General features: G+C 56.4%; 25 protein-coding genes, 3 tRNA genes and 1 pseudogene. 23 read left to right on the forward strand and 6 right to left on the reverse strand.

The window, feature by feature from the left end; genetic code table 11:
- Positions 1-204: 204 nt before the first annotated feature.
- From QC823_RS13285 to mnmH, 4 genes and pseudogenes are all read left to right on the forward strand, one after another.
- Positions 205-636: pseudogene (locus tag QC823_RS13285) on the forward strand (copper resistance protein NlpE N-terminal domain-containing protein); the annotation flags it as partial.
- Between the two features lie 397 nt (positions 637-1033).
- A complete protein-coding gene (radA, locus tag QC823_RS13290; protein ID WP_309656840.1) occupies positions 1034-2416 on the forward strand; it encodes a DNA repair protein RadA in 1383 nt (460 codons plus the stop codon).
- Positions 2417-2523: 107 nt separating this feature from the next.
- On the forward strand, positions 2524-3561 hold the full coding sequence (selD, locus tag QC823_RS13295; protein ID WP_309656841.1) for a selenide, water dikinase SelD: 1038 nt from the start codon (positions 2524-2526) through the stop codon (positions 3559-3561).
- Positions 3558-4721, forward strand: a complete 1164-nt coding sequence (gene mnmH, locus QC823_RS13300; protein WP_422823664.1) for a tRNA 2-selenouridine(34) synthase MnmH — start codon at positions 3558-3560, stop codon at positions 4719-4721. The genes selD and mnmH overlap by 4 nt, the downstream gene beginning before the upstream one ends.
- Here mnmH and QC823_RS13305 read toward each other — a convergent pair.
- Positions 4695-5375, reverse strand: a complete 681-nt coding sequence (locus QC823_RS13305; protein ID WP_309656842.1) for a type 1 glutamine amidotransferase — start codon at positions 5373-5375, stop codon at positions 4695-4697. The genes mnmH and QC823_RS13305 overlap by 27 nt on opposite strands.
- A 123-nt stretch (positions 5376-5498) precedes the next feature.
- Between QC823_RS13305 and QC823_RS13310 the strand changes: the two genes are divergently transcribed.
- On the forward strand, positions 5499-6092 hold the full coding sequence (locus QC823_RS13310) for a YjaG family protein (RefSeq protein WP_309656843.1): 594 nt from the start codon (positions 5499-5501) through the stop codon (positions 6090-6092).
- Here QC823_RS13310 and QC823_RS13315 read toward each other — a convergent pair.
- From QC823_RS13315 to hisB, 5 genes are read right to left on the reverse strand one after another with little or no spacing between them, the layout of a single operon-like run.
- On the reverse strand, positions 6089-6607 hold the full coding sequence (locus QC823_RS13315) for a hypothetical protein (protein ID WP_309656844.1): 519 nt from the start codon (positions 6605-6607) through the stop codon (positions 6089-6091). The two genes, QC823_RS13310 and QC823_RS13315, sit on opposite strands and share 4 nt — an antisense overlap.
- A 12-nt stretch (positions 6608-6619) precedes the next feature.
- Positions 6620-7393 (reverse strand): imidazole glycerol phosphate synthase subunit HisF, encoded by a 774-nt coding sequence (gene hisF / locus QC823_RS13320; protein WP_309656845.1) that lies wholly within the window; start codon positions 7391-7393, stop codon positions 6620-6622.
- The gene (gene hisA / locus QC823_RS13325) at positions 7390-8142 is read right to left on the reverse strand and encodes a 1-(5-phosphoribosyl)-5-[(5-phosphoribosylamino)methylideneamino]imidazole-4-carboxamide isomerase (RefSeq protein WP_309656846.1); all 753 of its coding nucleotides are present in this window, start codon (positions 8140-8142) and stop codon (positions 7390-7392) included. The genes hisF and hisA overlap by 4 nt, the downstream gene beginning before the upstream one ends.
- Before the next feature lie 29 nt (positions 8143-8171).
- Positions 8172-8813, reverse strand: a complete 642-nt coding sequence (gene hisH, locus QC823_RS13330; protein WP_309656847.1) for an imidazole glycerol phosphate synthase subunit HisH — start codon at positions 8811-8813, stop codon at positions 8172-8174.
- 10 nt (positions 8814-8823) lie between these two features.
- Positions 8824-9417 carry an imidazoleglycerol-phosphate dehydratase HisB gene (hisB, locus tag QC823_RS13335; protein ID WP_309656848.1) on the reverse strand — a complete coding sequence of 198 codons (594 nt, stop codon included), beginning with the start codon at positions 9415-9417 and terminating at the stop codon, positions 8824-8826.
- 288 nt (positions 9418-9705) lie between these two features.
- On the opposite strand from hisB, the gene QC823_RS13340 reads away from it, so the two are divergent.
- From QC823_RS13340 to QC823_RS13425, 18 genes are all read left to right on the forward strand, one after another.
- Positions 9706-10191, forward strand: a complete 486-nt coding sequence (locus QC823_RS13340) for an acetyl-CoA sensor PanZ family protein (protein ID WP_309656849.1) — start codon at positions 9706-9708, stop codon at positions 10189-10191.
- A complete protein-coding gene (locus QC823_RS13345) occupies positions 10188-12506 on the forward strand; it encodes an AsmA family protein (protein WP_309656850.1) in 2319 nt (772 codons plus the stop codon). Before QC823_RS13340 ends, QC823_RS13345 begins: the two co-directional genes overlap by 4 nt.
- 101 nt (positions 12507-12607) lie before the next feature.
- Complete coding sequence (gene mutY / locus QC823_RS13350; RefSeq protein ID WP_309656874.1) at positions 12608-13705, forward strand: A/G-specific adenine glycosylase; 1098 nt, start codon at positions 12608-12610, stop codon at positions 13703-13705.
- Between the two features lie 39 nt (positions 13706-13744).
- Positions 13745-14020: an oxidative damage protection protein gene (locus tag QC823_RS13355; protein WP_309656851.1), complete on the forward strand. Its 276-nt coding sequence runs from the start codon at positions 13745-13747 to the stop codon at positions 14018-14020.
- A 129-nt stretch (positions 14021-14149) separates the two neighbouring features.
- Positions 14150-14225, forward strand: a tRNA-Phe gene (locus QC823_RS13360).
- Positions 14226-14231: 6 nt separating this feature from the next.
- Positions 14232-14306, forward strand: a tRNA-Gln gene (locus tag QC823_RS13365).
- A gap of 18 nt (positions 14307-14324) precedes the next feature.
- Positions 14325-14400: transfer RNA gene (locus QC823_RS13370), tRNA-Thr, on the forward strand.
- A 405-nt stretch (positions 14401-14805) separates the two neighbouring features.
- Positions 14806-16161 carry a tyrosine-type recombinase/integrase gene (locus QC823_RS13375; RefSeq protein ID WP_309656852.1) on the forward strand — a complete coding sequence of 452 codons (1356 nt, stop codon included), beginning with the start codon at positions 14806-14808 and terminating at the stop codon, positions 16159-16161.
- 122 nt (positions 16162-16283) lie between these two features.
- A complete protein-coding gene (locus QC823_RS13380) occupies positions 16284-16934 on the forward strand; it encodes a hypothetical protein (RefSeq protein WP_309656853.1) in 651 nt (216 codons plus the stop codon).
- 64 nt (positions 16935-16998) lie between these two features.
- Entirely contained in the window at positions 16999-17307 is a 309-nt protein-coding gene (locus QC823_RS13385) for a hypothetical protein (RefSeq protein WP_309656854.1), read from the forward strand.
- A 199-nt stretch (positions 17308-17506) separates the two neighbouring features.
- The gene (locus QC823_RS13390; RefSeq protein ID WP_309656855.1) at positions 17507-20074 is read left to right on the forward strand and encodes a DNA-primase RepB domain-containing protein; all 2568 of its coding nucleotides are present in this window, start codon (positions 17507-17509) and stop codon (positions 20072-20074) included.
- Positions 20075-20076: 2 nt separating this feature from the next.
- Positions 20077-20397, forward strand: coding sequence for a hypothetical protein (locus QC823_RS13395; RefSeq protein WP_309656856.1), 321 nt, complete (start codon positions 20077-20079; stop codon positions 20395-20397).
- The gene (locus QC823_RS13400; RefSeq protein ID WP_309656857.1) at positions 20394-20651 is read left to right on the forward strand and encodes a hypothetical protein; all 258 of its coding nucleotides are present in this window, start codon (positions 20394-20396) and stop codon (positions 20649-20651) included. The genes QC823_RS13395 and QC823_RS13400 overlap by 4 nt, the downstream gene beginning before the upstream one ends.
- Positions 20641-20913 (forward strand): hypothetical protein, encoded by a 273-nt coding sequence (locus tag QC823_RS13405; RefSeq protein WP_309656858.1) that lies wholly within the window; start codon positions 20641-20643, stop codon positions 20911-20913. The genes QC823_RS13400 and QC823_RS13405 overlap by 11 nt, the downstream gene beginning before the upstream one ends.
- Positions 20914-21090: 177 nt before the next feature.
- A complete protein-coding gene (locus tag QC823_RS13410; RefSeq protein WP_309656859.1) occupies positions 21091-23091 on the forward strand; it encodes a type I restriction-modification system subunit M in 2001 nt (666 codons plus the stop codon).
- On the forward strand, positions 23088-24446 hold the full coding sequence (locus QC823_RS13415) for a restriction endonuclease subunit S (RefSeq protein WP_309656860.1): 1359 nt from the start codon (positions 23088-23090) through the stop codon (positions 24444-24446). The genes QC823_RS13410 and QC823_RS13415 overlap by 4 nt, the downstream gene beginning before the upstream one ends.
- A complete protein-coding gene (locus QC823_RS13420; RefSeq protein WP_309656861.1) occupies positions 24443-25366 on the forward strand; it encodes a GIY-YIG nuclease family protein in 924 nt (307 codons plus the stop codon). Before QC823_RS13415 ends, QC823_RS13420 begins: the two co-directional genes overlap by 4 nt.
- Before the next feature lie 25 nt (positions 25367-25391).
- Positions 25392-26426, forward strand: a complete 1035-nt coding sequence (locus QC823_RS13425; RefSeq protein ID WP_309656862.1) for a hypothetical protein — start codon at positions 25392-25394, stop codon at positions 26424-26426.
- Positions 26427-26433: the final 7 nt, after the last annotated feature.

A 26433-nucleotide genomic window follows, 5' to 3' on the forward strand; every position in this document is an offset into this window, starting at 1 on the left:
CGTATCCTGACGCGTGTGAATCGATAGCCCTCATGGTCGCTTGACCGTGGGGAAAGCGCAAGCACTGCCCGGTGATTGGGGTGGGCGTTGCACGTTGTAGGGGGTATGCTGTCTTAAGCACGATGAATGCGCTGCATGTTCTTAAATTTTCAAGATCATACGCTCAACATCCCAGAAAGGAGAGACGCCATGAATTTGAAGACGATGCCGTTAAAAGGCTTGTTTGCCGGTTCCGCGATGCTGGCCTTGCTGGCCGGCTGCGCTGCTACATCTGAGCCTAGAGGCTCAGCAACGATTGATTCACAAGAGACTTATGTTGGCACTTTACCATGTCGTAATTGTGATGGTATTGACTTAGTGGTTCAGCTAGCCGGTAGCGAATCGGCAAGTTTGGAGAATCGTGATTTTAACTTAGAAGCTTCATATCGCGAACATCCACAAAATCCGCCAGACGAGCTGTATTCGGGTAACTGGGAAGTACTCAGAGGTATACCAGATGACTCTGATGCTACAGTCTATGAGCTCATTCCCGAAGGCGATGGTCAAGTATATTATTTCTTACGAATTGATGACCAAACATTAGAGCTTGTCGATCCCAATAGGCGTCGTTTTGAAAATGGCAGAAATCTACGCCTTTCATACGTGGGCGGTTCTCAGTTGGGTGATAGGCTAGATAAACTTATGAAGGTTGCACATCAAAAATATCAGGATGTAAATGATGCAGAACTTATTGCTAAGGTTAAGGAAAGTGTTGCATACAACCTCAAAGATCCAGGCTCAGCTCAGTTCCGTAACATCGACGTGATTAGAGATGATGAGGAGCAAAGAATTTATATTTGCGGTGAGTTGAATGCTAAAAACTCATTTGGTGGTTACGTTGGTTACAGTGATTTCTTGTCTATACCAGGAAGTGTAGATCTAGTCTACGATGAAGATAACCAAGATAAAGTTAGAGAAATTAATCGCTTTTGCCGTTAATTAATCAATATTCTTAATAGGTATGGCTTGGGGAAACCCAGGCCATTTTTTTGCTATGTCCAAAGCCAAAAGCGCCTTTGTATGTACCGAATGCGGCGCCGAGTACCGCAAGTGGCAAGGACAGTGTGGCAGCTGCCAGGAATGGAATACGCTGACGGAAGTGCGCTTAGCGCCGGCACGCCCTGGCGCGGGCAGTGCTTCCGGCTCGCCGTCAGGGCGTGCGGGCTATTCCGGCGCCCTCTCGCGCGAGGTGGTGGACCTTGCCAGCGTCGATTTGAGCGAAGTGCCGCGCATGAGCTCCACCTTCGGCGAGTTTGATCGCGTGCTTGGCGGCGGGCTGGTGCCAGGCTCGGCGGTACTGCTTGGCGGCCACCCTGGCGCGGGTAAGTCCACGCTATTACTCCAAACCGCCTGCAAACTCGCCCAGCAGCGGCGCATTCTCTACGTGACTGGCGAGGAGTCGCTGTCGCAAGTGGCGATGCGCGCGCACCGCCTGCAGCTCCCGACCCAGGGGCTTAAAATGCTGGCAGAAACCAGCGTCGAAACCATTCTCGCCGTGGCCGAGCGCGAAAAGCCTGAGATTTTGGTGATCGACTCGATCCAAACCATGCACTTGGAAGACATTAGCTCTGCCCCCGGCGGCGTCGCGCAGGTGCGTGAGTCCGCCGCGGCGCTGACCCGTTTTGCCAAGCAAAGCAACACGGTGCTGCTGTTAGTGGGACACGTCACCAAAGACGGCAGTCTCGCCGGGCCCAAAGTGTTGGAGCACATGATCGACGCCTCGCTGTTGCTCGAAGGCGGTGCCGATTCGCGCTTTCGCACCCTGCGCGGGCAGAAAAACCGCTTTGGCGCGGTCAATGAGTTAGGTGTGTTCGCCATGCTGGAGCAGGGGCTGAAAGAGGTAAAAAACCCCAGCGCGATTTTTCTCTCCCGCAATGAAGAACAGGCGCCGGGCAGCCTGGTGATGGTGGTGTGGGAAGGCACGCGACCGATTCTGGTGGAGGTGCAAGCGCTGGTGGATGAGTCCCCGTTGGGCAATCCGCGCCGGGTGGCGGTAGGGTTGGACCCCAATCGCTTGGCGATGCTGTTGGCAGTACTCAACCGCCACGGCGGGCTTTTTACCGGCGATCAGGATGTGTTTTTGAACGTGGTTGGCGGCGTCAAGGTGCTTGAAACCAGCGCCGACCTTGCCGTGTTGCTCGCGGTGGTTTCGAGCCTGCAAAACCGTGCGCTGCCCAAGGAACTCGTGGTGTTTGGTGAGGTGGGGCTTTCCGGCGAGATTCGCCCGGTACCCAGCGGTCAAGAGCGCATCGCGGAAGCGGCCAAGCACGGTTTTCAACGCGCTATCGTCCCGCGCGCTAATGCCCCTAAACACGCACTACCGGGGATGGAGGTTATTCCCGTGGACAAACTCTCGGATGCGTTGGAGGCGCTGTAGGTCGTCGCCGACTGCGTTAAACTGAGAGAAACGTCCGTTAAAATATTCGTGAAAAACGTTCATAAAAAACGTTTATAAAACACAATGCCCGTTAAGGAGATAACGCCATGAAAAGCATTCGCTTGACGCAATATAGCCACGGCGCTGGCTGCGGCTGCAAGATTGCTCCCGACGTGCTGGACGGCATTCTGGCCAAGGCGGGTCGGCCAGCGGGCAGTCATCGGCTGGTTGTGGGTAACGAAGGCCGCGAAGACGCCGCCGTGTACGATTTGGGCGATGGGCGCGGGATGATCGCGACCACCGATTTTTTCATGCCTATCGTCGACGATCCGTTCGATTTTGGCCGTATTGCCGCGATCAATGCCATTAGTGATGTGTACGCCATGGGCGGCACCCCCGTGATGGCCTTGAGCATTCTGGGTTGGCCACTGGATAAGCTCGGTGCCGATGTCGCCGGTGATGTGGTCGCGGGCGCCCAGGCGGTGTGTCGCGAACTGGGCGTGGCGCTGGCGGGTGGCCACTCGATTGACGCCCCGGAGCCGATCTTTGGTCTCGCCGTCAACGGGCTAGTCGATTTGGAAAACCTCAAGCTGAATAGCGGCGCTAAGCCGGGGGATTTGCTCTTTCTGACCAAGCCGCTGGGCGTGGGCATGTTGACGACTGCAGAAAAGCGCGGGCTGGTCCAGCCCGGCCATGAGGGGTTGGCGCGAGAAACCATGCTCAAGCCCAACGATATTGGCGTGCCGCTTAGCAAGGTGAAAGGCGTTAACGCCATGACCGATGTTACCGGCTTCGGCCTTGCCGGCCATTTAGCCGAAATATGCGCCGCCAGCGGCGTGCGGGCGCGGATTGATTTTCGCCGTCTGCCGAGGCTCGCCGAGGCAGAAACGTACCGCCGTCAGAGGGCCGTGCCGGGCGGCTGTGAGCGTAATCGCCAAGCGCTGGGCGCAAGCCTACCCGCGATGGACGAAGCGCATTGGCAGTGGCTTTGCGACCCACAAACCTCCGGCGGGCTGCTCCTTGCCGTTGACCCCGCGTGGGAAGACGACGTTGAGCGTATCGGCCGCGCACACGGGTTGGACCTGGTGCCCTTTGGCACGCTGCACAAGCAGGAAGGCCCGGCGCTGATTGAGGTGATTGGGTGAGTCGAATCGCTCGGTCGAACCTGCCCAGCATTGACGCCGATCTGGCGCTGATTCGTGCAGGCACGCCGCTGATTGACGTGCGCGCACCGGTGGAGTTTGCCCAAGGGGCGCTGCCCGGCGCGGTGAATTTGCCGCTGATGAACGATGACGAGCGCCACCGGGTGGGCATTGCGTACAAAAAACACGGCCAAGCCGCAGCGATTGCGCTAGGCGAAAAGCTGGTGAGCGGCGAGATAAAAACCGCCCGTGTGAAAGCTTGGCAAGATTACGTCGCGCAGCATCCCGATGCCGTTATCTACTGCTTTCGCGGCGGGCTGCGCTCGCAGATTGCGCAAACCTGGCTCTCTGATGCGGGTACTCGCCGCCCGCGCATCAACGGCGGCTGGAAAGCACTGCGTCAAGCGCTGATGGCGCGCATCGACAGCGCCGCCGAGCAGCCGATGCTGATCATTGGCGGCTTGACCGGCTGCGCGAAAACGGTGCTGATTAACCAACTTGAGGGTGGTGTCGACCTGGAAGGCTTTGCCCGCCATAAAGGCTCGGCGTTTGGGCGTATGCCCGAACCGCCGCCGTCGCAGATCGATTTCGAGCATACTCTCGCGAAGCGGCTTTTAACGTTGGCTGGACCGCTGGTGGTGGAGGACGAGTCGCGCCAGATCGGCAGCGTCAATGTGCCGCTAACATTCTGGCGGGCGATGGAAAAGGCGCCGCGCCTGCGCATCGAGATGCCACTCGATTGGCGTTTAGCGCAACTGATCCAGGATTACATTATTGATTTAGAGCGCGGCTATGCTGAGCAATTTGGCCCGGAGGAAGGCTGGCAGCGCATGCAAGCGCAGCTTTCAAACTCGCTGGCGCGGTTGAAAAAACGCTTGGGCGACGCGCGATTACAGCGCCTACAACGCCTGCAGGCGCTGGCGTTTGCCGCCCATGAGCGCGGTGATCGTCAGGCTCACGAAGCCTGGCTGGCGCCGCTTTTGACCGAATACTACGACCCGCTTTACCGCTATCACTTAAAGCGCCAGCAGGATGCCGGCGTGGTTGAGTTACACGTGGGGGATTGGGAGAGCTGCCGGGAGGCGGCGCAGCAATGGCATGCTGAGCACGCCGCTAACCGCCAAGGGCATACGCGCTCAGGCGTGCCCCAGCCATTGGCTTAGCACCCGGTCGAGCAGCGGTGCCAAGCGATCAAAGCGTTTAGGGTCGGCAAAAATCTCGGCATCGGCCTGGGTGTAGTCGTCGCGCCCTTCGGGCACTGGCTGACTGCCCATCAGTTGCTTAACGCCGGCCTGGGAGGCCTCCAGGTGGCATAACAGCCCCATCACGCGCCCCCCATCCCACGAAAACCCTTGCAGCGGCGCGGCGGCACTGCCGCCTAGGGGCAGGGCGCCGTCGGGTAAGCTGAACACGTAGCGGTGCCACATAAAGGCATCGAACGTTTCGGGCAGCTCGAAGGGGCTTTCGTCCGCCAGGCTAACGTTGTGCCAGCCGGTCTCCGGGTAGATGCCGAGGGCGCTGATCGCCCCGAGGGCGTCGGCAATATAATGAGCGCCTAAGCCAATGCCTAACAGCGGCTTTTGGCTATCCAGCAAGCGGTTGATCAGCTTGTCTTCGGCCTTGTACCAAACAGGCGGAGTGTTAAGCAGCACCTCCGGGCCGTCGAGCACGATTAACGCATCGCAATCACCTGGGCGGGGCGGTAATTCGCCGTCGTAGAGGTGAAACACGGTGTAGCTGTGGCCCATGCTGGTCAACCAATCGGTTAACCGGGCGGGGCCGTAGTCCGGGCCGTGCTGTAGCAGATGAATATGCATGGTAATCTCCTTGCCGGCCGCACATAACACGCTTACCTGCCGCGCGCGGCGGCAGGGGAGTGAGACAATACCGTATCGGTAAGGTTTTCCCCAACCGATATTTACCCGCAACAGGATATCTTCATGGCGTCAAAACCCCTTGGCTTTTATCAGCGACTTCAGCAGCTGCCGCTACACGCCCAGCAGGCTTTTATGGCCGCGCTATGTGAGCGACTTTTGCCCAACTATGCCCTCTACGCGCAGACCACCGGCCACGGTGATGTGCATACACTGTGCACCGTTTTAGATTTGGTATGGGAGCATTTGAGCGTGCGCGGCGCGACTATCGATTTCGCCCGCCAAGCGGAGAAGCTCGCTGAGTGCGAGCCGCCCGAAGACGACGATAGCTTCGGCGCCCGTCGCGCACTGGACGCGGTGGTGTCGATCTCGTCGATTCTCGATACGCTGCAGGGAGAAGCGCCGGAGGCAGTGCTGGATGTCAGCCGCACCTCGCGTGCCGGTGTGCGTGCGTTTATCGAACTCACTGAAGGCGAAGAGGACGCGCAAAAATTGGCCCTCTTGATCCGCGATCATCCGCTCACCGAGGACGAAAACAACTTTCAAGACGCCGTGCTCGATGCGGCTAGCGAGCCGCTGGATAAAAACGCGATTAAAGCGATTCGCCAGCTCGGCCGCAACGACGGCATCAGCAACCTCGGCTTGTCGCTAGAGGACTAAAAGCGCACACCTGCGGTCAGCATCATGCCGGCCGTGCCAAACACTATCAGGTCGCTTTCAACGCGATGCCAGCGCACGCCGATACTGAGTAGCGCGGCTGGGGCGATTTCATAACGATTGAAAGGGATTTTATCGCGATATTCGCCGCGATAGCCGTGCAGCAGCCCCACGGTCAGCTTGCCGCGTAGCATAAAGGTGGCGTTTGGCTGCCACAGCGGAAACGATTTGCCCGCGTACACATACACGCTTTCCTGGTTGAACGAGTTTTTAAAGCGTGCGCCCCCCGCAAGCCAACGGTCAGGGGTATGTATTTCAGCGCTGATCAACTGCTGTTGGTCGGTGTGCTCGGGGTCAGGGCCAAAGTGATGGGTGTAGAGGCTAGTTTGAACCAGCACGTGGTCCACCGTGAGCGTGGGAGGCCAGTCGAGAGACTCCTGAAAGCGCTCACGCCACTCTGCCGCCGCGCTGGATGGCAGTAGCGCGGTGAGCAGTGTGGCTCTGGTCAGATGTCCCATGTGTAACATGGCTTATAGCCGCATTTCGATGCCGCGTTCGGCCATGTAGCGCTTGGCTTCGGGGATGGTGTATTCGCCGAAGTGAAAGATGCTGGCGGCGAGTACCGCGTCGGCGCCCCCTTTGATCACGCCGTCGACCAAGTGATCAAGGTTGCCCACCCCCCCGGAGGCGATCACCGGTACGCTAACGGCCTCGCTAATGGCGTGGGTGACGCCGAGGTCAAAGCCGATTTTCGTACCGTCGCGGTCCATGCTGGTCAAAAGGAGCTCGCCGGCGCCGTACTCGACCATTTTTTTTGCCCACTCAACGGCATCCAGCCCAGTGGGGCGGCGTCCGCCGTGGGTGAAAATTTCCCAGCGTTCGGGCTCGCCCTCTTGGCTTACCTTTTTGGCGTCGATGGCGACGACAATACATTGGCTGCCAAAACGCTCAGCGGCCTCATGGACGAACGCGGGGTTATTGACCGCGGCGGTGTTAATCGAGACTTTATCCGCGCCGGCGTTGAGCATGGTGCGGATATCCTCGCAGGTGCGGATGCCGCCGCCCACGGTCAGCGGGATGAACACTTCGCCAGCGATACGTTCGACCATTTCCACCGTGGTGTCGCGGTCTTCGTGGCTCGCCGTGATATCCAGAAAGGTGATCTCGTCGGCGCCTTGCTGGTTGTAACGCTGGGCGATTTCCACCGGGTCGCCGGCATCGCGAATGCCGATAAAATTAACGCCTTTGACCACGCGCCCGGCGTCGACGTCGAGACACGGTATGATGCGTTTGGCAAGGCTCATGATGGCTTTCCTCCGCCCGTTAGTTGATCGCTTAAGCGCTGCGCCTCGGCGACATCAATTGTGCCTTCGTAGATGGCGCGGCCGGTAATGGCGCCGAGAATGCCGCTGTCGGCGACGTTGCAGAGCGCTTTGATGTCGTCGAGATTGGTGACACCGCCGGAGGCGATGACCGGCAGGCCGCCGTGGCGGGCAAGCTGTGCGGTCGCCTCGACATTGACGCCCTGCATCATGCCGTCGCGGGCGATATCGGTGTAGACGATGGACGAGACGCCGTCGTCAGCAAAGCGCTTGGCAAGCTCGGTGGCTTTGATGGTGGAGACTTCGGCCCAGCCGTCGGTGGCTACAAACCCGTCTTTGGCATCTAGCCCCACGATCACATGCCCAGGGAAGGCGCGACACATCTCACCCACGAACGCGGGCTCCTTCACCGCTTTGGTGCCGATAATCACGTAGGAAACGCCCGCCTCAAGATAGTGCTCGATGGTCGCCGCGCTGCGAATGCCGCCGCCGATTTGGATCGGAAGATTAGGGTAGGCGCGGGCGATGGCGGTCACGGCGTCTCCGTTCATCGGCTTGCCTTCAAAGGCGCCGTTCAAGTCGACCAGGTGCAGGCGGCGGGCACCGGCGTCCACCCAGCGGGCCGCCATGGCCACCGGGTCATCGCCGTAGGAGGTGGCGTCTTCCATGCGGCCTTGCTTTAAGCGTACGCACTGGCCGTCTTTTAAATCGATCGCGGGAATGACTAACATGATGTGTTCCTTTAAGGCGTCCGTATGATTCAAGGCGTCCAGGTGACGAAGTTCTGCAGCAGGCGCAGGCCCGCACGAGAGCTTTTTTCTGGGTGAAACTGCACGGCAAAGGTCGATTCACGCCCAATCGCGACGTGCGCGGTCACCTTGCCATACTGCGTGGTGCCAAAAACGTCGGCATCATCGGTCGCGTCGACATAAAAGCTGTGTACGAAGTAGAAATGCTCTTGGTTGTCGATGCCTTCCCATAGGGGGTGCTCGTGATGCTGCTCGACCAGGTTCCAGCCCATGTGAGGCACTTTCAGGCGCTGGTCAAAGTCATCGCGCATATCGGCAGGGAAGCGACGAACTTCGCCCTTGAAGACGCCTAGACACTCAACGCCGCCGTTTTCTTCACTGTGTTCCAACAACATCTGCTGGCCCACGCAGATACCCAATAGCGGCTTACCTTGACGCGCGAGTATATCTTCCACCAGGCCGCGTAACTCGGTGCGTTCAAGCTCTCCTACGCAATCGCGAATCGCGCCTTGCCCCGGGAGCACCAGACGGGTGGCGCCGAGAATGCGGCGTGGGTCGCGGGTAATCACGACGTTTTCGTGGGTCACGTGCTCCAGCGCCTTGGCCACAGAGTGTAGGTTGCCCATCCCGTAGTCGATGACGGCAATAGTCATAAAGCGCTCCTTATAAACAGCCTTTGGTCGAGGGCATTTGGCCCGCCATACGTGGGTCTTCCGCGACGGCCATGCGCAGCGCGCGGCCAAAGGCTTTAAAGATGGTCTCGGCCTGGTGGTGGGCGTTGATCCCTTTAAGGTTATCGATATGCAGCGTGACGCCGGCGTGATTGACAAAACCTTGGAAAAACTCTTGAAAAAGCTGCGTGTCTAGGCGGCCAATCGTATCGCGGGTGAAGTCGGCGTTCATATACAAACCGGGGCGACCGGAAAAATCCACGACGACGCGCGACAAGGCTTCATCCAGCGGCACATAGGCGTGGCCGTAACGGTAGATGCCGCGCTTATCGCCGATGGCTTTTGAAAACGCCTGACCCAGGGTAATGCCTAAGTCTTCCACCGTGTGGTGATCGTCAATGTGCCGGTCGCCATTGGCATGGATGTCAAGATCGATCATCCCGTGACGCGCGACTTGGTCGAGCATGTGATCCAGAAACGGGACGCCGGTTTCGCAGGTGAGATGGCCATCACCGTCTAGGTTCACGCTGACTTTAATCTGCGTTTCTTGCGTGTCACGGCTAACCGTGGCGATACGCGCTGACATGTTGCGTCTCCTGCGCTAAGGCGCATGTGGAAGGGGGAGCGAGGCGAGTGAACTATCACTGCAACTATCACTGCCTATGTACCAGGCAGCGCTTGTAACGGAAAGCGTATTTATCACCCAGCCTGCAGCAAAGCTGGCATTATAGTGAATTGGTCCGCCTATCCGCTACAATGCAGGCAAAGTCGCTCCTGTGGTACATCGTTAAATGTACATCGCTAACTGTATACCGCGTTAATGGCACAGGGCGTAAACGGCAGCTTAACTGCGTTGGCCAAGAGGATTTTTATCATGCCGGTGACACTGCACCATGTCGACCGGGCCCGCTGGGAGGCGGATGCCCAAACGCGACTGGATTTGGTACGCATCTACCACGACGCGCCTGACGACCGGATGCCTCCTCACACCGTCGAGCCCTTTATTGAACGGCATTTAAATGCTCAGCATTCCTTTGCTTGTGGGTTATTTAATGCACGCTTGCTGGGAGCGGTAGCGCTTAAAGAGGCCGACGATGGCGCGTGGTGGCTGTCGGATCTTTGCGTGCGCAAAACCACACGCCGCCGCGGAGTGGGGTCGCGCTTGATGGCGCTCCTCGTTGAGCAAGCGTATACACAAAATCGCGTGCTACGCATCGAAACCGCTTCGTTGCCGCTGGCGGACCGGGTGTTGCTATCAAAACTGGGCTATCGTCCGGTGGCAGCGCCCGCCGTGGAGCCAGGTAACCCCCCTACCAGTGATTTTGTTGAGCTTGACCCGCAAGGATGGCACGCACCATGAAGCAATTATTACGTATTTTACTCGCCGCCGTGGGAATATTGGCCGTCGTTGCCGTGGCGGCGGTGGTGTACGTCACGACGTTTCTTGACCCAGAAGACTTCAAACCCCGGCTAACCGAAGTGGTCGAAGAGCAAACCGGGCTGAATTTATCCCTGGATGGCGCATTGAACTGGTCGTTTTATCCGCGCATCGGGATGAGTGTGGAAAAGGCGCGCGCCTGGCTACCCGAGCAGAGTACCGATAACCCCGCATTTGCTTCCATTGACCGTGCCGAGGTGAGCGTGGCGTTTGCCCCTTTATTGCGTGGGGAAATCGCGGTGGATGGTCTGACACTCGATGGCATGCGGCTGAATTTAAAGCGCAATCAAGAGGGGGAGGGTAACTGGGAGACACTGCTTGACCGCTTAGCGAAAGACAGCGAGCAAGCCGAGCGTGTGTTAGCCCCGGCAAGTGCCGGTCCCCACGCAGAAGCGGGTAGTTTGAATGTGGTACTTAACATTGCCAACGTGCAGATGAGAAACGCCAACATTTATTACCAAGATGCCCAAGTCGGTGATCTGTGGCTGCTAGAAAAGCTCAACATCACGGGTAGCAACGTTAACCCGCTGCGCTCTTTCCCGCTTAAAGCGACGTTTGCCCTTAAACGCTACAAGAGCCCAAACGCGGCAACGCTCGAGCGTGAGCCCGACTTCACCAGTGATGTTACGCTCGATACTCGCATGAAACTCGCGCTCGCCGATCAACGCTTTGTGTTAGAAAACGCGCAGCTTGCGACGCGAAACCGCTTTGTGTCGCAAGGCGAGCCGCAGCAAATTGATTTTAGTGCCGCTGAGCTTAGCGCGCGTTTGGAAAGCAAGCAGCTTTCGATCACCGATGGCACCATCAATGCCACCCTACGTCACGCCGACAACTGGGACGGCGGGCTGGCGTTAAACCTAGCGTTTGGTTTAGACAGTGACTGGGGCGCTCAGGCGGCTGAGTTAAAGGCGTTGGAGCTAAGCGGCCCCAATGGGTTGCGTGTGCAAGGCAATCTTACGCTCTCCAAGCTGCTAGCGGCGCCTCAGTACCAAGGCCAGCTGACAGTTTCGTCGTTTAACTTACGGCCCTGGCTGGCTCGTGCGGGAATCGCGCTTACCACCCGTCACGAAGACGCGTTGAGCGATGTGGCGCTCACCAGCCCAGTCGAAGGGGATTTACAGCAGGTCGCGTTGCCTAACCTCTCACTGGTGGTGGATGACACTACGCTCACTGGCGAACTTTCCGCGGCTCTGGATGGCTCAGCGCTCGCATTTGATCTTGAAGGTGACACGCTCAATCTTGATCGCTACTTGCCGGCTGACGAGGCGCTGGCGCAAGCCAGCCGAGGTTTCTTTCGCAAGGCGCTTGCTGATGATGCAGACGGGCTCTTGCCGCAGGCGTGGCTTTCAACGCTCACCCTGGATGCAGCGCTTCGTTTAGAGACGTTTATCCTTTCCGGTCTTACCTTCGATGCGCCGACGCTCACGCTTGAAGGCAGCGAGGGTGAGCATCGGTTGAGTGCGTTTGAATCGGGTTTCTATGGTGGAGAGCTAAGTGCCACGGGGCGACTCGATAGCCGCGAAACGCCGATGGCGTGGGCATTTCAGCCACGTGTTGTTAACGTTGACGTTGCGCCGCTGGTGGAGGCATTCAGCGAAGACACCTCGCCAATTCGCGGCCAACTCAATGTCGATGGTGAGCTGACAACGCGTGGCAATGCCCGCGAAGTGCTTGTTCGCCAACTTAATGGGGAGTTGGATGCCGCGTTGAACAATGGCGCCATTTTGGATATCAACATCTCAAAGGAAATGTGTGAAATGGCGGCCACGTTTGAAGGTGAATCCACTCGCCGTGACTGGCACAGTGATACCCGCTTTGACCGTTTTGACGCTACCTTGGTGTTTCGCGACGGCATAGTGGAAAGCGACGACCTGCTCATTACGCTACCCGGCATTGATGTGCGCGGAGAAGGGGCGTTTGATCTTGGCAGCCAGCGCTTTGATGTCCTGACGAATGCCCGCGTGGTCAATACCGCCGATGCCGCTTGCGAGGTCAATCCACGCCTTGAAAAGGTAGCGCTGCCGATGCGCTGTGAAGGCCACGTTAGCGACGCGCGAAGCGAGTGGTGCCGGTTTGATCGTGAGGCGTTTCAAACCAATATGAGCGAGCTTTTGAGCGATGAGGTGGGGCGTCGTGTAGAAGACGCACTAGAAGGCTCGTTCGAGCGCCTTGACGAGCGTTTAGGCGAAGAAACGACGCGGGAACTTCGTGACGGGTTGCGTCGTCTCTTTAATTAAGACTTCTTAAAAGCCCATTGGCGCCGGTATTCTGCCGGCGCTTTTTTGTAGGTCAGCCATGTATGCCTGAAGACGCAAAAGGTCATCCCGTAAAAGACCCAATGCCGCCGCCACGGCTCTCGCCGGGGGAGTTTCAAACGCGGCTTTTCGCTTGGTTTGATCAGCACGGTCGCCATAATTTGCCCTGGCAGGCCCCGCGCACGCCCTACCGTGTGTGGGTATCCGAAATCATGTTGCAGCAAACCCAAGTCACCACGGTCATGGATTACTTTAACCGCTTTATGTCGCGATTCCCGACGCTTGAAGCGCTTGCTCATGCCCCGCAGGATGAGGTGTTGCACTTGTGGACAGGGCTTGGGTATTACGCCCGGGCGCGTAACTTGCATAAGGCGGCGCAAGTTGCCCTCTCTGAACACGGCGGCGAGCTGCCGCTAGAAAGTGTGGAAGCGCTCATGGCGCTGCCGGGTATTGGTCGCTCCACCGCTGGGGCGATTATTGCCCAAAGCTGCGGCGAGCGCGCCGTCATTCTGGATGGCAACGTCAAGCGCTCGTTGACACGCTTGCACGCCGTTCCTGGCTGGCCGAGTCAGCCTTCTGTAGAGCGCAAGCTTTGGGCACTGGCCGATTACTACACACCTAACGCGCGCCTCGCCGACTACACCCAGGCGATGATGGATTTCGGCGCCACACTGTGCAAACGCGGTCAGCCCGCGTGTAATGTATGCCCATTCAGCGATGTCTGTCTGGCACTTTCCCGGGACGAGGTGCAGCGCTACCCGGAATCCAAACCCAAAAAAGCGCTCCCCACGCGGCAAACGCTTATGCTTTTATTGCAAGATGCCAAGGGCTGCGTCTGGTTGGAACAGCGCCCACCCAGCGGTTTGTGGGGTGGATTATGGAGTTTGCCGCAATTCGATACCCAACAGGCGTTAGATGATTGGATCGACACGCATACCGTCGCCCCCAAGCGCGAACCAGCGCGGCCTGTATTCACCCACACGTTTAGCCACTTTCGTCTGGAAATCACGCCGCAGCCGGTGGTTTGCTCAACGCTTTCGGGCGTGTGCGAAAAAGGCGTGTGGTACGACCTCAACGATCCGCCTGAGCTGGGGTTGGCCGCGCCGGTAAAGCGCTTACTGAGTCAAGCGCAAGCCGAGGCACGCACGTTTGCCCTGGAGAATGCGCCAGGGCACGCGTAGGCTGGGCCTTTACGACTCGCATCTATGAAGGAGAGTACGATGAGCAACACGGTATTCTGCCGTAAGTACCAAAAAGAGCTAGAAGCCCTGCCGTTTCCGCCGCTGCCGGGGGCCAAAGGCCAAGAGATCCAAGCCACGGTTTCCAAACCGGCCTGGGAAGAGTGGCAAGCGCTACAAACGCGCTTGATTAACGAAAAGCATCTCAACATGCTCGACCCCGATGCGCGCGCCTACCTGATGGAGCAGATGGAGCGGTTCTTGGACAACCAAGACACCGACCAAGCGGAAGGGTATGTGCCGCCGACCCAGGCATAATCGCCATGGCGAAAGGGAGTGCTGGGCTGAGCGCTATCGCATAGTCCATAAATGGCGTGAAGGAAAGAATGTTTCACAAAGGTGTTGACGAAACCTGGCGTTTTTAGTTTAATACGCACCGTTGGCAGCGGCCAGATAGCTCAGTTGGTAGAGCAAGGGATTGAAAATCCCTGTGTCGGCGGTTCGATTCCGTCTCTGGCCACCACGTTGTTGGGGTATCGCCAAGTGGTAAGGCACCGCTTTTTGGTAGCGGCATTCCCAGGTTCGAATCCTGGTACCCCAGCCATTGCTAACGTCTTGTGTCGCCGACATAGCTCAGTTGGTAGAGCAACTGACTTGTAATCAGTAGGTCCCGGGTTCGACTCCTGGTGTCGGCACCACAAAACGCTTTAAATAAAAGCGTTAAAGAACATTAAAAAGCCGCCCCAAGGGGCGGCTTTTTTTGTGGGTGTCTATCTATAAAGTGTCTACTGGCTCAGTAAGTAGCGCTGATGACTGATGAAAAATTGGTTATCGCATAACAAAAAACGGCCACTTGCTGTGTTAGCTAAGTGGCCGTTTTTAGTGAATTCTTTGGTCGGAATAGCAGGATTCGAACCTACGACCTCTGCCTCCCGAAGGCGTTTCCCCCATATTTCAGTAGAAACTAAAAGAAACAAAAAACGCTAACTATAACAGCAAAAACAATAGCTTGTTTAATGCAAGCCGTTTGCTGCTTGTTGCCCGCTTATGCCCGTTGTATCCTGCTTTTGCTACCTATTTGCTACCTAGAAAAGGAGTCCGGTATGGCAGTGAGCAGCAAGCAAAAGCTTACAACCAAGGTGCTTGAGCAGCTTTCCAAGACGCCCCCGGCCGACAATGTGTTCGACACCGAACTACCTGGTTTTCATGTTCGACCGGGTAAGCGCGGACTGACCTTCCGTCTTTTCTACCGCACCAAGACCGGGCGCCAGCGTATTCTCACTCTCGGCCGCTACGGCACCCTTACGGCCGCCCAGGCGCGCAAGGATGCAAACGAAGCGCTGGCTATCGTTGCCCAAGGCGGCGATCCGCGTGCCGTGATGGAGCAGGCGAGGGCTGAGGAGGAGCGACAGCAGCAGCAGACCATACTCGCTTATCTGGATGGCCCTTATGCTGTGGCTCAGCGGCGAAAGAAAGACGGCGACGCCACCATGCGCCGCATCAAGCATGCTTTTGATGGCTGGCTCAGCAAACCCATGAGCGATCTCACCCGCGCTGATATTGAGCGCTGGCAGGGCGAGCGAGAAGCCAAAGGCGAAGCGTATACCACCAGCAAGCGCCACCTTGGCGCGCTCAAGACGATGCTCGCGCACGCTGCCGACCGCAAGGTGATACTCACTAACCCTCTGGCGCGTATCAATCTGCAACGGCCAGCCATGACCGAGGAGGCGATGGTTGAGCAGGCGTCTCAGCGGCGCTATCTTGAGGCCGAGGAGGTCGAAGCGCTATTTGCTGGTATCGAGGCGTACCAAGAGGCTAAGAGAAAGCAGCGTCGCAGCAGCCGGGCTCACGGCAAGGCGTACCTGCCGAGCCTGGACGACGTTGCCTACGTCGATCACGTCGCGCCCTGGACTCTGACGATGTACTACACCGGCTTTCGGCCGGGCGATCTGTTCGGTCTGCGCTGGGATCACGTCAACCTGGACTTCCGTACTATCCGCAAGGTGATCGAAAAGACGGCGCATCACCACTCCGAACCGATGACCTTTCCGTTATCCGCCGCCGCCGTGGACGTGCTCAAGGAGTGGCATCGACAGCAGGGCGAGCCGAAAACGGGGCTGGTATTCCCGTCGCAGCGCAACGGCAAGCGCATGAGCCAGACGGCGATGCAAAAGCCGTGGGCGACCATTCGCAAGTTGGCAGGGCTGCCCGATGATCTGGTGCTGTACAGCCTCCGGCACAACTTCGCTTCTCAGCTTGTTATGGCAGGTATCGACTTGCTGACGGTTTCCAAACTGATGGCGCACTCCGACATCCAGACCACGATTCAGCACTATGCCCACCTGCGGCCGAATCACTCCCGCGATGCCGTCGAGGTATTCGCTCGGCAAACCGCCAGCCAGGGTGCTGACAGAACTGACACAACCGAGGGCGATGTTCATCTGAGCCTGGTTCGATAAGACTGGCGCTGATTTACGAGCCTGACTTTTTTTGGTTGGCCTAGGGTAGCTCCTGAACGCACGGCTCGTTCCATCGCGCTGGCCAGCCATCCTTTCATGGAGTAAGTGCGAGGAGTAGCGCTATGCCTGATGATAGGCAGCCCTTTGGGCTTGATATTCCTGCTAATGTTCAACGCAAAGAGCAAAGCCGAGGGCTTATTGCAGGTGCAATCAAGGATGGCCATAACAAGAAAGAGATGGCCGATCACTTGGCTATGACAAGCGAAGATGGTGGTGTCATTCATGGTAAAGAGATGCTGCTGCAAATGGCCTATGAGCTGAGGCAGTTACCAATATCTAATGGCTATGACTCTACCGCGTCAGAATACTCCGCCGATATGTGCTTAAACATGGTGCGCCAACTTTGGGAGAACGTACCTGATGAGCAGCTAGAGCCGATGAGCCAAGGGCAGTTTCTTCTTATGCTGGGCTACCTTTATGGGAAGCTGACAATGCCGAGCCACATCCGTCATAGTCGGGCGCTTGAAGCTGAGATCAAGATGCTGCATGCCAATTTGAAACGCCAGCAGGGCGGCAAAGCTAGTGCTGATATAAAGCAGGCTGAGACAGCTCAGCGCGTCGCATACGCTAAGCGTGTATGGGATGAGCTTCGGTCAGGAGGAAGGCCTGAGCGCGGACTGGCCAGCATTGTTGCCAAGCGTGTTGGAGTCACACCAAAGACAATACGGGAATGGCGCAAAAGGTTAGATTGGAGAAACGAAACGAACGAGTAGTAAGCGTAACGGATATTCCGGCTGCCACTATTGAAGCGTCAACCAGCAACGCGGAGACGCTTCAATGCCCACCAAGACACAAGACCCAGGCGACATTCTCGCCAACGCACTGACCCGCTACCGCAACGGCCTCGATCCGGCGCTTATCGAGCTGCCTGAGGCCGCTGTATTCCCCCATCTTATACCCGCCCAGCCGGCAACGGCACGCAAGGCCCGCACCACTGGCTCCTTGCTCGGTCGCCCCGCCCCGCGTTTTGTGAAGCGCGGCCGCAACGTGCGATACCGGCTCAAGGATGTGCTTGACTGGCTGGCTGATGCTGATGCTTACGGCAGCACTGCCGAGGTCAACGTGGCACGGAGGGCGGCATCATGACATCGACCGACTGTTACCACGGTCTGCTAACTGTCATCGGCATCGTGCTCGGAACTCTAGAAGAATGTGCGGGTTTCCTGCGCAAGACGCCAGAGGAGGGCGATGATGTTTGAGATTGCGTTTCTGTTGGCTAATGCGATTAATCGGCTGAAAAAAGCACCTACCAAAAACCACAGCCGTGAGGCTGAGGAGTGAAACCATGGCCTTTCCAATGGCACAAAAAAGCCCGGCGCAGAGCCGGGCAGTCGTCAGTCTTAAATCAGAACGCAACCATTCTACCACGCTGGAACCTGACTTCGAGCAGGCCGCCGCGTTTCTTGAGCAACTGGCACCCGGCGGCACTTTCACCTTCCAGACGTTCGACGATGACGAAGCGCGCAAAAGCCGCGATCTGGTGCGCCAATATCACGGCACGCTAGCGCAGCACTGGCAGGCACTATACCGCCTGAACAGCCAAGGTGCTGGTGTATTCGTCACTATCAACGCCACCGATGGCCAAGGCCGCAAGGCGGAAAACGTCACGGATTCGCGCGGCGTATTCGCTGACTTCGACACCGAAGGCAAAGCCACCACCCGACTGGCGGCGATACAGGGCGCGCTTGGTCTGCTGCCCACGCTGTTTGTCGAATCGTCACCGGGCAAACATCACGCCTATTGGCTGGCGGATGACCTGAAGCTAAGCGACTTCACCACGCTGCAAAAGGCGCTTATCACGGCACTTGGCACCGATCCGACGGTGAAAGACTTACCGCGCGTTATGCGTCTACCTGGCTTCATCCACCGCAAGGGCACGCCGTTTTTCACGCACCTCCTTCACAGCGATGCGCGCACTAGCGCTGGCGCGATCAAGCAGGCATTAGCGACGCATATACCCATCGAGCGCGCCCAGCACGCCACACAAGCGCCGCAGTTGGACGCTCACCCCTACGCACAACGCGCGTTAGAGAGCGCTACCAGTACTGTTGTGGGTGCCGCTGATGGCAGTCGCAACGATACGCTTAACCGAGAGGCGCATGGCGTGTTTGGTTTGGTGAAAGCAGGCCATTTGCCAGAGGCTGATGCACGACAATGCCTTGAGCGCGCGGGGGCGGGTGCCGGTTTATCACAGGGGGAAATTGACGCCACACTGGCTAGCGCCTGGCAGGCAGCATTGCCACGGGAGATACCCGAGCGGAGACTGCAAAGCAGAGAGGATGCCGTAAACAACGGGGATGATAGCGACGGTGGCGACAAGCAGGCGCAGACCGACCTTATCGTGGCGTTTGTGCAACAACACGCTGAGCTTTTTCACGACACTAACGACGAAACCTATGCCCGTCATCGGGAGAGTGGCGTAGTCCGCCGTATTGGCGGTAAGGCATTTAAGCATTGGCTGACCGCTGCGTTCTATCAGGCGCATGAGAAGGCGGTGCGCGACCAATCGCTACGCGAGGCCCGTATGACGCTCGAAGGGCTAGCCATGACGGAGGAGCGCGATGTTCATATCCGTGTGGCCAAAATGGACGGCGAGTATTGGCTTGACCTGGGAGAATCAACTAGCAGTAAAGCGGTAAAACTGCGCCCTGGTCATTGGGAGATAGTGGAGCATCCGGGTAATGTCATGTTCTGCCGCTCTGAAAGTGCGCACCCGCTACCCGAGCCAGTAAAAGGCGGAAGCCTTGATCCGCTTTGGGCTATCGTCAAGCTGCCGGGAAAGTGGCGTTTGCTAACCGTGGCCTGGCTGGTGGAGTGCCTGCGCCCGGATACGCCTTATCCGATAGCAGAAATACTCGGGGAACAGGGCAGCGGAAAATCACTTCTTCAAACGCTACTGCGCCGATTGATCGACCCAAACGCCGCCGACCTCCGCAGTGTACCGAAGTCAGCGGAAGATGTTTTCGTCAGCGGTGGCGCTAACCACATCATTTCGATTGAGAACGTCAGTCACCTAACGCCCCAGCTACAGGATGCCTTATGCGTGGTGGCCACGGGTGGCGGTTTCGCCAAGCGCAAGCTGTACTCCGACGCCGATGAAACCGTGATAACGCTCAAGCGCCCCGTCATGCTTAACGGCATTGTGGCAAGCGTTACCCAGCAAGATTTGGTGAGTCGCACGATCACAGTAGAACTGCCCGTGCTAACGGATGCACAGAGTAAGGATGATCTGGAAACGCGCTTCGAGACTGACCGCGCCAGCATCCTCGGTGCTTTACTCGACATTGCGGCTAAGGCGCTTACTTATCTGCCTGAGATGACACTTCCTGCCAATGAGCGCCCGCGCCTAGTGGAGTTTGCCTACCTCGGTATGGCCGTTGCCAAAGCGATGGGCGAAGAACCAAGCACATTCACCAAGCAGTTCAAGGAAGCCCGCCAAGATGGTCTTGAGCGAACGTTAGACGCCTCACCCGTCGCAACAGCCATTCGTGATTGGGCTGAAACGTACCCCGGCGAAGTGCAGGAAAAGACCGCCAAGCAGTGGCGCGCACTGATGGAGAACTACCGCCCTCAAGGCTGTGATACCTGGCCACGATCCGACAAAGGCATGGGCGATGCGTTACGTCGTGCTGCCCCCGCCCTGCGCCAACTCGGTATTGAGTGTAAGTGTCTCGGCAAGATTGGTGGCAGTGTGAAATGGCAAATCGGCACCCCCCATCAAAGAAAGTCTTGGAATCGAAGTCCTGCAAGTCCTGAAGTCCTGGATGATGACCGAAACAAGCAGGACATTAGGACATGCAGGACATTAGTTCCGGAAAAATCTTTAGCCGCTGATGCGTTTGAGGAGTTTTGAGCATGGCCGCTATCGACTACCTCAAGCAGCATGAACTCGAAGCGGAACTCCGGGAGGAGAACCGCCTTCGCGTTTGGCCGAAAGAAAACATCACCCCGGCGGTACGCGACTGGATCAAGCAACATAAAGCCGAACTGCTAACAGAACTCAGCGCTGCCAATCATCACCACTTCACGTTTGATGAACGGCGCCGCGCCTGGACGGTGCGCATTGGCGATAAGCGCATGACGGTAGTAAGCCCGATGGCGCGCACTAAAGCGGAAACTGCCGCGTCAGTCAGTGCTCGCTGGCCGCGTTATCAAGACGTGGAGGTAATCGCATGAGCAATCAAAGCACTTGGCTAGTGGGCTGGTTTGCAGGCCCACCGCACCTGAGAGGCAAGGCGCACTACTTCGGAGGCGGTAACAGTCTTTGCGGCATGATCCATCTAGATACCTGCCACCATCGCGCCCTGAACCCCGATGTAAATCAGCGTGATCTGTACTGCCGCAAGTGTCACCGCGCCCACCAACGCCTTTACTGGCAGCGTGTGGTAGCAGAGGCCCGGATTAGCCAGGAGAGCCGCCATGCAAAGTGAAGCCACTATCGAAGCACGCCGGTTATCGGCCAGCCTGCGCAGTATCAACGCCAACGCGGCAGAGAGCGCACATACCGTATCGCTGGCGCTGCAATCCAACCCCAATCACCACACGCTAATGGGCGCCGCTGCGATGTTGGAGACTATCGAGCAGCAACTACCACCGGGCACGCTTGCCGCGCTGATTCGCGTGCGCCTGGTACGACTGCAATGGCTGGTGAACAGCCTACTCGACAATAACCAACTACCGCCCGTTGGGTAACCATCCCATCCATTCATCTACAGATGGCAGGAATAAATAGCGCTCTGGTAGCTTGCCGGGGTGCTACTTACATGACCCCAAACATCGCCTTTAATCTTCTCCCCACTGATCAAGTCCGCCAGGCTGTGTATGATGGTTCCATACATTACTCATTGCACTTAGACCCGGAGATGCACCGTGAACACGGAGAGTCACTCGCAGCTTGCTGCCTTTATCTGGTCGGTCGCGGACCTTCTGCGCGGCGATTTCAAGCAATCTCAGTACGGCCGTATCATCTTGCCGTTTACGCTGCTGCGTCGCTTGGAATGTGTATTGGCGCCCACCAAGGCCGAGGTGATAAAAGCCGCTGAAATCCATCAGAACAAGCCCGAGGCAGTCCGCGAAAAGCTACTGCTACGCGCCGCCGATCAGCCGTTTTTCAATGCGTCACCGCTGGCGCTGGGTTCGCTATCCGATACCCAGACCAGCGACGACCTGATGAGCTATGTGCAGTCGTTTAGCCAGAGTGCCCGCGAGATCTTCGAGCACTTCGAGTTCGAAAGCTTTGTTCAGCAGCTCAGCGCCAATGACTTGCTTTACAAGGTGGTGCAGCAGTTTGCGGCGATTGACCTAAGCCCGGCGCGTGTTACCAACCACGGCATGGGCGGCATCTTTGAAGAGTTGATTCGTAAGTTTGCCGAAAGCTCCAACGAGACCGCCGGGGAGCACTTCACACCCCGCGATATCGTTCACCTGACGACTTCACTGGTGCTGACCGGCCAAGAAGCCAAGCTCAAGCCCAATAGCATCGTGACCGTGTATGACCCAACGGCGGGTACGGGCGGCTTTCTTTCCGAGAGCGACGAGTATATTCAGCAGGTCAGCCAGAACGTGACCGTCTCGCTGCACGGGCAGGAACTTAACCCCGAGTCCTACGCCATCTGTAAGGGCGATATGTTGGTCAAAGGGCAAGAGGTCGAGCAGATTAAGCTAGGCAACACGCTCTCCGATGACCAGCTGGCGGGTGAGCGCTTTGATTACATGCTGTCCAATCCGCCGTTTGGGGTCGAGTGGAAGAAGGTACAAAAGCAAGTCACCGATGAACACAAACATCGCGGTTACGATGGCCGTTTTGGCCCTGGTTTGCCGCGGGTCTCCGATGGCTCGCTGTTGTTTTTGATGCACCTGGTCGCCAAGATGCGCACTCGCCAGGACGGGGGCTCTCGCATTGGCATCATCCTCAACGGCTCGCCGCTGTTTACCGGCGGCGCGGGCAGTGGGGAGTCCGAGATTCGCCGCTATCTGCTGCAGCATGACCTGGTGGACGCCATCATCGGCCTGCCCACGGATATGTTCTACAACACCGGCATTGCCACCTATGTGTGGGTGCTCTCCAACGACAAGCCCGCAAAGCGCAAGGGCAAGGTGCAGCTGATCAACGCCACGGACCGCGCAAGCAAGATGCGCAAGTCGCTGGGCAGCAAGCGCCAGTACATCACCGACCGCGATATTGATGATGTCGTGCGGCTTTACGGCGCCTTTGAAGAAAACGATGAGAGCAAAATCTTCCCGATAGAAACCTTTGGCTATCGGCGGATTACCGTCGAGCGGCCTCTGAGATTCAGGTTTGATGAAACGTGTGAGCTAGGTATAGAGCAACTTAAAGAAGATAAGAAATTCATCAGTTGGCCTGAGCATGTCCAATGGGGAGTGTTGAACGTACTCTTAGGTATGGCTGGCTACTGCCGCGATCATGGCCCGATCCTAAACCGAGAAGTATTTAGGGGTCAGCTCAAAGATAAGATGCGAGAACATGCGAAAAAAGGTGAATTTTCGGCATTACATTTAAAGTTGATTGAAAAATATGTTGGCAAGAGATCAGACGAAGCAGACATTTGCCTGGACAAGCACGGCAACCCCGAGCCGGACACCGGCCTGCGCGATAACGAGAACGTGCCCTACGACGAGTCGGTGTTTGAGTACTTCGAGCGCGAAGTAATACCCCACGTGCCGGATGCCTGGATTGACGAGGAGAAGCGCGACGAGCTTGATGGCCGCATCGGCATCGTCGGTTTCGAGATCCCGTTTAACCGCCACTTCTACCAGTTCACACCGCCGCGCCCGCTGGAGGAAATTGACGCCGACCTCAAAGCCTGCACCGACAAGATCAAGCAAATGATCGAGGAGCTGTCGGCATGAGCTATCCCGCCTATCCCGAATACAAGGACTCCGGCGTTGAGTGGCTTGCTGAAGTGCCAGCACATTGGGGACTTAAAAAGTTCCGCTACTTATTTCAAGAAAGTGGAGAAAAGATCGAAGATGAAGTCGTCGGAGAGATGCTATCTGTATCTGGATACAGAGGTATTGAAGTTAAGAAATATGAAGACGAAAATAAAAAAAGAACGGACTCTGAACTCTCAGGGTATCGCATTGTTCGTCCGAGCCAACTTGTTGTAAACACTATGTGGCTTAATTATGCAGGGCTAGGGGTCTCAAACTACGAGGGTCACGTGAGCCCAGCGTACCGTAGCTATTGGATAAATAGCCATCTAAATAAAAGATTCATTCATCACCTGATGAGAAGTGAGAGCTATGTCAAAGGCTATACCAAATACCTGACTGGAATACGCCCAAATTCGCTACAAATGAGCAGGGATGACCTGATGTCATTTCCTGTGCTTATTCCTTCCCGTTATGAACAAGATGCCATTGCTTCTTTTCTCGACCACGAAACGGCTCGCATCGACGCCTTGGTGGACGAGCAGCAGCGCCTGGTCGAGCTTCTCAAGGAAAAACGCCAGGCGGTGATTTCCCATGCCGTCACCAAAGGGCTCGATCCCGATGTGCCGATGAAAGATTCCGGGGTGGAGTGGCTGGGGGAAGTGCCGGTGCATTGGGAGGTTTCAAGGCTGAAGCATGTTACGAACCAAATAATTGACTGTCCACATGAAACGCCAGTATATGATCCTGATGGTGATTTTTTGGTTATAAGAACAGCGGATCTGGAGCATGGAGTTCTGGACCCGCGCCTCATGTACCGGCTTAACGTAGAACAATACAGGGTTAGGACAAGAAGATCTGTTCTTGGCTGTGGCGATATTGTTTATGGTAGAGAAGGTGAGAGATGGGGGCATGCTGCCCTAGTGCCGGAAAGCGGTATATATTGCCTTGGGCAAAGGATGATGCAGTTTATCCCTTCCCATGTGATGTGCTCTGAGTTTCTTATGTGGCAGCTAAATTCCAATAATGTATATCGACAAGGAAGTGTGGATGTTGTTGGCGCCACTTCCCCACATGTTAATGTCTCCACCATAAAGAATTACTTTATAGTCGTCCCCGCTAGAAGTGAGCAATCCATCATTGCGCAGTTTTTGAATGAAGAGTCGACCGCATTCGATGAACTTATTCACTCTGCGAATTCTACAGTTGAGTTGTTGTATGAACGCCGCTCAGCCCTGATATCCGCCGCTGTGACCGGCAAAATTGACGTGCGTGGCTGGCAACCGCCGGAGGACTCGATAATTCAAGAGGTGAGCCAACAGGAGGCGGTATGACGCAAGGACGCAGCATCCGGTTGTTTCTGGTAGATGGCACGCCTAACGGCTTGCTCACCGCCGAGATCATGAACTGGACAGGCCATGTGCTCACCGGTCCGCGTACTAAGCTGACAGAGCTAGTACAGCGCCCCGAGTGTGGCCGTACCGGTATCTACTTTCTAGTGGGGCCTGACCTGGAAGGCAGCCCGCGCCCGCAGGTGTACATCGGTGAAAGCGATGATGTGGGCACCCGCCTCAAACAGCACAACCGGCCAGAAGACAAAGGCGGAAAGGATTTCTGGGAAAAGGTCTGCCTGGTCACCAGCAAGGACCAGAACCTCACCAAAGCCCATGTGAAATACCTGGAAAGCCTACTGATTCAGTCAGCAGGCGAGCTTGGCCGCTGCAAGTTGGTCAACGGCACCGCCCACGAATACATCAACCTGCCGGAATCCGACCGCGCTGATATGGCGTTTTTTGTCGAGCAGATCCGCACTGTACTGCCGGTGCTTGGGTTGGATTTCCTTCGTCAGCGTCAAACCCCATTAACACAAAGTAAAGCACAGCCTGCTCCACCAGTGCCCATCACCACCTTTGAAATGAACATACCCAAGTACAAAATCACCGCGTGGGCACAGGAAGTTGACGGTGAGTTTATCGTGCTGGCAGGCAGCAAAGCTCGCGAATGTTGGGCCAGCAAGACTGACTACGCGAGCTATAAGCCTCTCTACGAACAACTGACGGAAGAAGGCGTGTTAGTAACTGATGCGACAGGGAGCATGAGTTTTTCTCGCGATCACGCATTTTCAAGCCCTAGCGCCGCTGCGGCGGTAGTTTCTGGCCGCCCTGCCAATGGCCGAACGGTTTGGATAGAAAAAAACAGTCGGAAGACATACGGTGAATGGCAAGATCAGCAGGTGAATGCCGCCCTAAGTTAAGGATCACGAGCCAAAAGGACAGCAAATGCTCTATCGCATTCAAAACGATGACGAGACCGGATATCTCGAACGTCATAATGCTACGACGCTTCAATCGTTATCTTCCCATTACAAAGAAGCTGACTTGCAGCGGTGGATTTTCCACCATTTAGATTCGGTTTTGCGCACGGATGAGTTGCTCCCTATCCAGCAAGCCACTAGAGGTGAAGAAGCTGATATTACTGCCGTAGATGCTAGCGGGCGGCTTTTTATTTTTGAGTTGAAGCGCTGGGAGGCACACTCTGAAAACCTTTTACAGGTCATGCGCTATGCCCAAATTTCCAGCCAGTGGGGGTACGAGCATCTCAACAAGCTATATCAAAAGCTGAATAAGTCAGAAGGAAAGCTAAGCGAAGTTCATCAAGAGGTCTTCGGGCTTTCAAATCCTCTAGAAAGAGCTTCCTGGAACCATGATCAAGTGTTGGTCGTCATCACTAATGGACTCGACTACGCGACGCGAAAAGCGATTAAATATTGGAATAGCAAAGGAATTAACATTCGTGCCTGGATATATCGGGTTTACGAGATTAACGGGCAACCTTTCTTGGATATCAATGCATTTGGACAAGAAGACGATCCCCACGAGGATCGCCCAATGCGTTATCACCTAGTCAATACCAATCACAGCAATGATCCCATTTCGCATCACTATATGCTGAACGAGGGGCGCGCCGCTGCCTTTTATACCCCCTGGAAAAACAAGATAGATAATATCGAGAAAGGGGATTGGGTATTTCTCTACTATAGTGGGCATGGAGTGGTTGCTTACGGTAAATGCCAGTCAGAAACGCCTTCTTTAAAGGCACCGCCACACGCACCTGAGGATCATCATCAAGAGCATTTCGTGACGTTATCGCCATTTTATCGGCTTGAGCGCAGTGTTAGTCCTTCAGAGTTGCGGGATGCGGCGGGTTATCATGTGCCATTAGTCAGCACTTATACCCAATTACGCACGACGGGTGGCGATTCACTGAAAAGCCATTGTGACCGTCATAGGCAAGCAGACTCTCAAAGCATGTAAGGATTCT

The sequence above is a fragment of the Vreelandella vilamensis genome, assembly GCF_031451755.1.
GTDB lineage: Bacteria > Pseudomonadota > Gammaproteobacteria > Pseudomonadales > Halomonadaceae > Vreelandella > Vreelandella vilamensis.

What these genes read in the sequence shown, in the direction of transcription:
- QC823_RS13385 (WP_309656854.1), top strand. Translation starts at nt 16,999, where the DNA reads ATGCCCACCAAGACACAAGACCCAGGCGACATTCTCGCCAACGCACTG.
- QC823_RS13305 (WP_309656842.1), bottom strand. Translation starts at nt 5,375, where the DNA reads ATGCATATTCATCTGCTACAGCACGGCCCGGACTACGGCCCCGCCCGG.
- QC823_RS13420 (WP_309656861.1), top strand. Translation starts at nt 24,443, where the DNA reads ATGACGCAAGGACGCAGCATCCGGTTGTTTCTGGTAGATGGCACGCCT.
- QC823_RS13425 (WP_309656862.1), top strand. Translation starts at nt 25,392, where the DNA reads ATGCTCTATCGCATTCAAAACGATGACGAGACCGGATATCTCGAACGT.
- hisA (WP_309656846.1), bottom strand. Translation starts at nt 8,142, where the DNA reads ATGTTAGTCATTCCCGCGATCGATTTAAAAGACGGCCAGTGCGTACGC.
- radA (WP_309656840.1), top strand. Translation starts at nt 1,034, where the DNA reads ATGTCCAAAGCCAAAAGCGCCTTTGTATGTACCGAATGCGGCGCCGAG.
- QC823_RS13310 (WP_309656843.1), top strand. Translation starts at nt 5,499, where the DNA reads ATGGCGTCAAAACCCCTTGGCTTTTATCAGCGACTTCAGCAGCTGCCG.
- hisB (WP_309656848.1), bottom strand. Translation starts at nt 9,417, where the DNA reads ATGTCAGCGCGTATCGCCACGGTTAGCCGTGACACGCAAGAAACGCAG.
- QC823_RS13395 (WP_309656856.1), top strand. Translation starts at nt 20,077, where the DNA reads ATGGCCGCTATCGACTACCTCAAGCAGCATGAACTCGAAGCGGAACTC.
- QC823_RS13390 (WP_309656855.1), top strand. Translation starts at nt 17,507, where the DNA reads ATGGCCTTTCCAATGGCACAAAAAAGCCCGGCGCAGAGCCGGGCAGTC.
- QC823_RS13380 (WP_309656853.1), top strand. Translation starts at nt 16,284, where the DNA reads ATGCCTGATGATAGGCAGCCCTTTGGGCTTGATATTCCTGCTAATGTT.
- hisH (WP_309656847.1), bottom strand. Translation starts at nt 8,813, where the DNA reads ATGACTATTGCCGTCATCGACTACGGGATGGGCAACCTACACTCTGTG.
- hisF (WP_309656845.1), bottom strand. Translation starts at nt 7,393, where the DNA reads ATGAGCCTTGCCAAACGCATCATACCGTGTCTCGACGTCGACGCCGGG.
- QC823_RS13405 (WP_309656858.1), top strand. Translation starts at nt 20,641, where the DNA reads ATGCAAAGTGAAGCCACTATCGAAGCACGCCGGTTATCGGCCAGCCTG.
- QC823_RS13400 (WP_309656857.1), top strand. Translation starts at nt 20,394, where the DNA reads ATGAGCAATCAAAGCACTTGGCTAGTGGGCTGGTTTGCAGGCCCACCG.
- QC823_RS13375 (WP_309656852.1), top strand. Translation starts at nt 14,806, where the DNA reads ATGGCAGTGAGCAGCAAGCAAAAGCTTACAACCAAGGTGCTTGAGCAG.
- QC823_RS13345 (WP_309656850.1), top strand. Translation starts at nt 10,188, where the DNA reads ATGAAGCAATTATTACGTATTTTACTCGCCGCCGTGGGAATATTGGCC.
- QC823_RS13315 (WP_309656844.1), bottom strand. Translation starts at nt 6,607, where the DNA reads ATGGGACATCTGACCAGAGCCACACTGCTCACCGCGCTACTGCCATCC.
- QC823_RS13355 (WP_309656851.1), top strand. Translation starts at nt 13,745, where the DNA reads ATGAGCAACACGGTATTCTGCCGTAAGTACCAAAAAGAGCTAGAAGCC.
- QC823_RS13415 (WP_309656860.1), top strand. Translation starts at nt 23,088, where the DNA reads ATGAGCTATCCCGCCTATCCCGAATACAAGGACTCCGGCGTTGAGTGG.
- selD (WP_309656841.1), top strand. Translation starts at nt 2,524, where the DNA reads ATGAAAAGCATTCGCTTGACGCAATATAGCCACGGCGCTGGCTGCGGC.
- QC823_RS13340 (WP_309656849.1), top strand. Translation starts at nt 9,706, where the DNA reads ATGCCGGTGACACTGCACCATGTCGACCGGGCCCGCTGGGAGGCGGAT.
- mutY (WP_309656874.1), top strand. Translation starts at nt 12,608, where the DNA reads ATGCCGCCGCCACGGCTCTCGCCGGGGGAGTTTCAAACGCGGCTTTTC.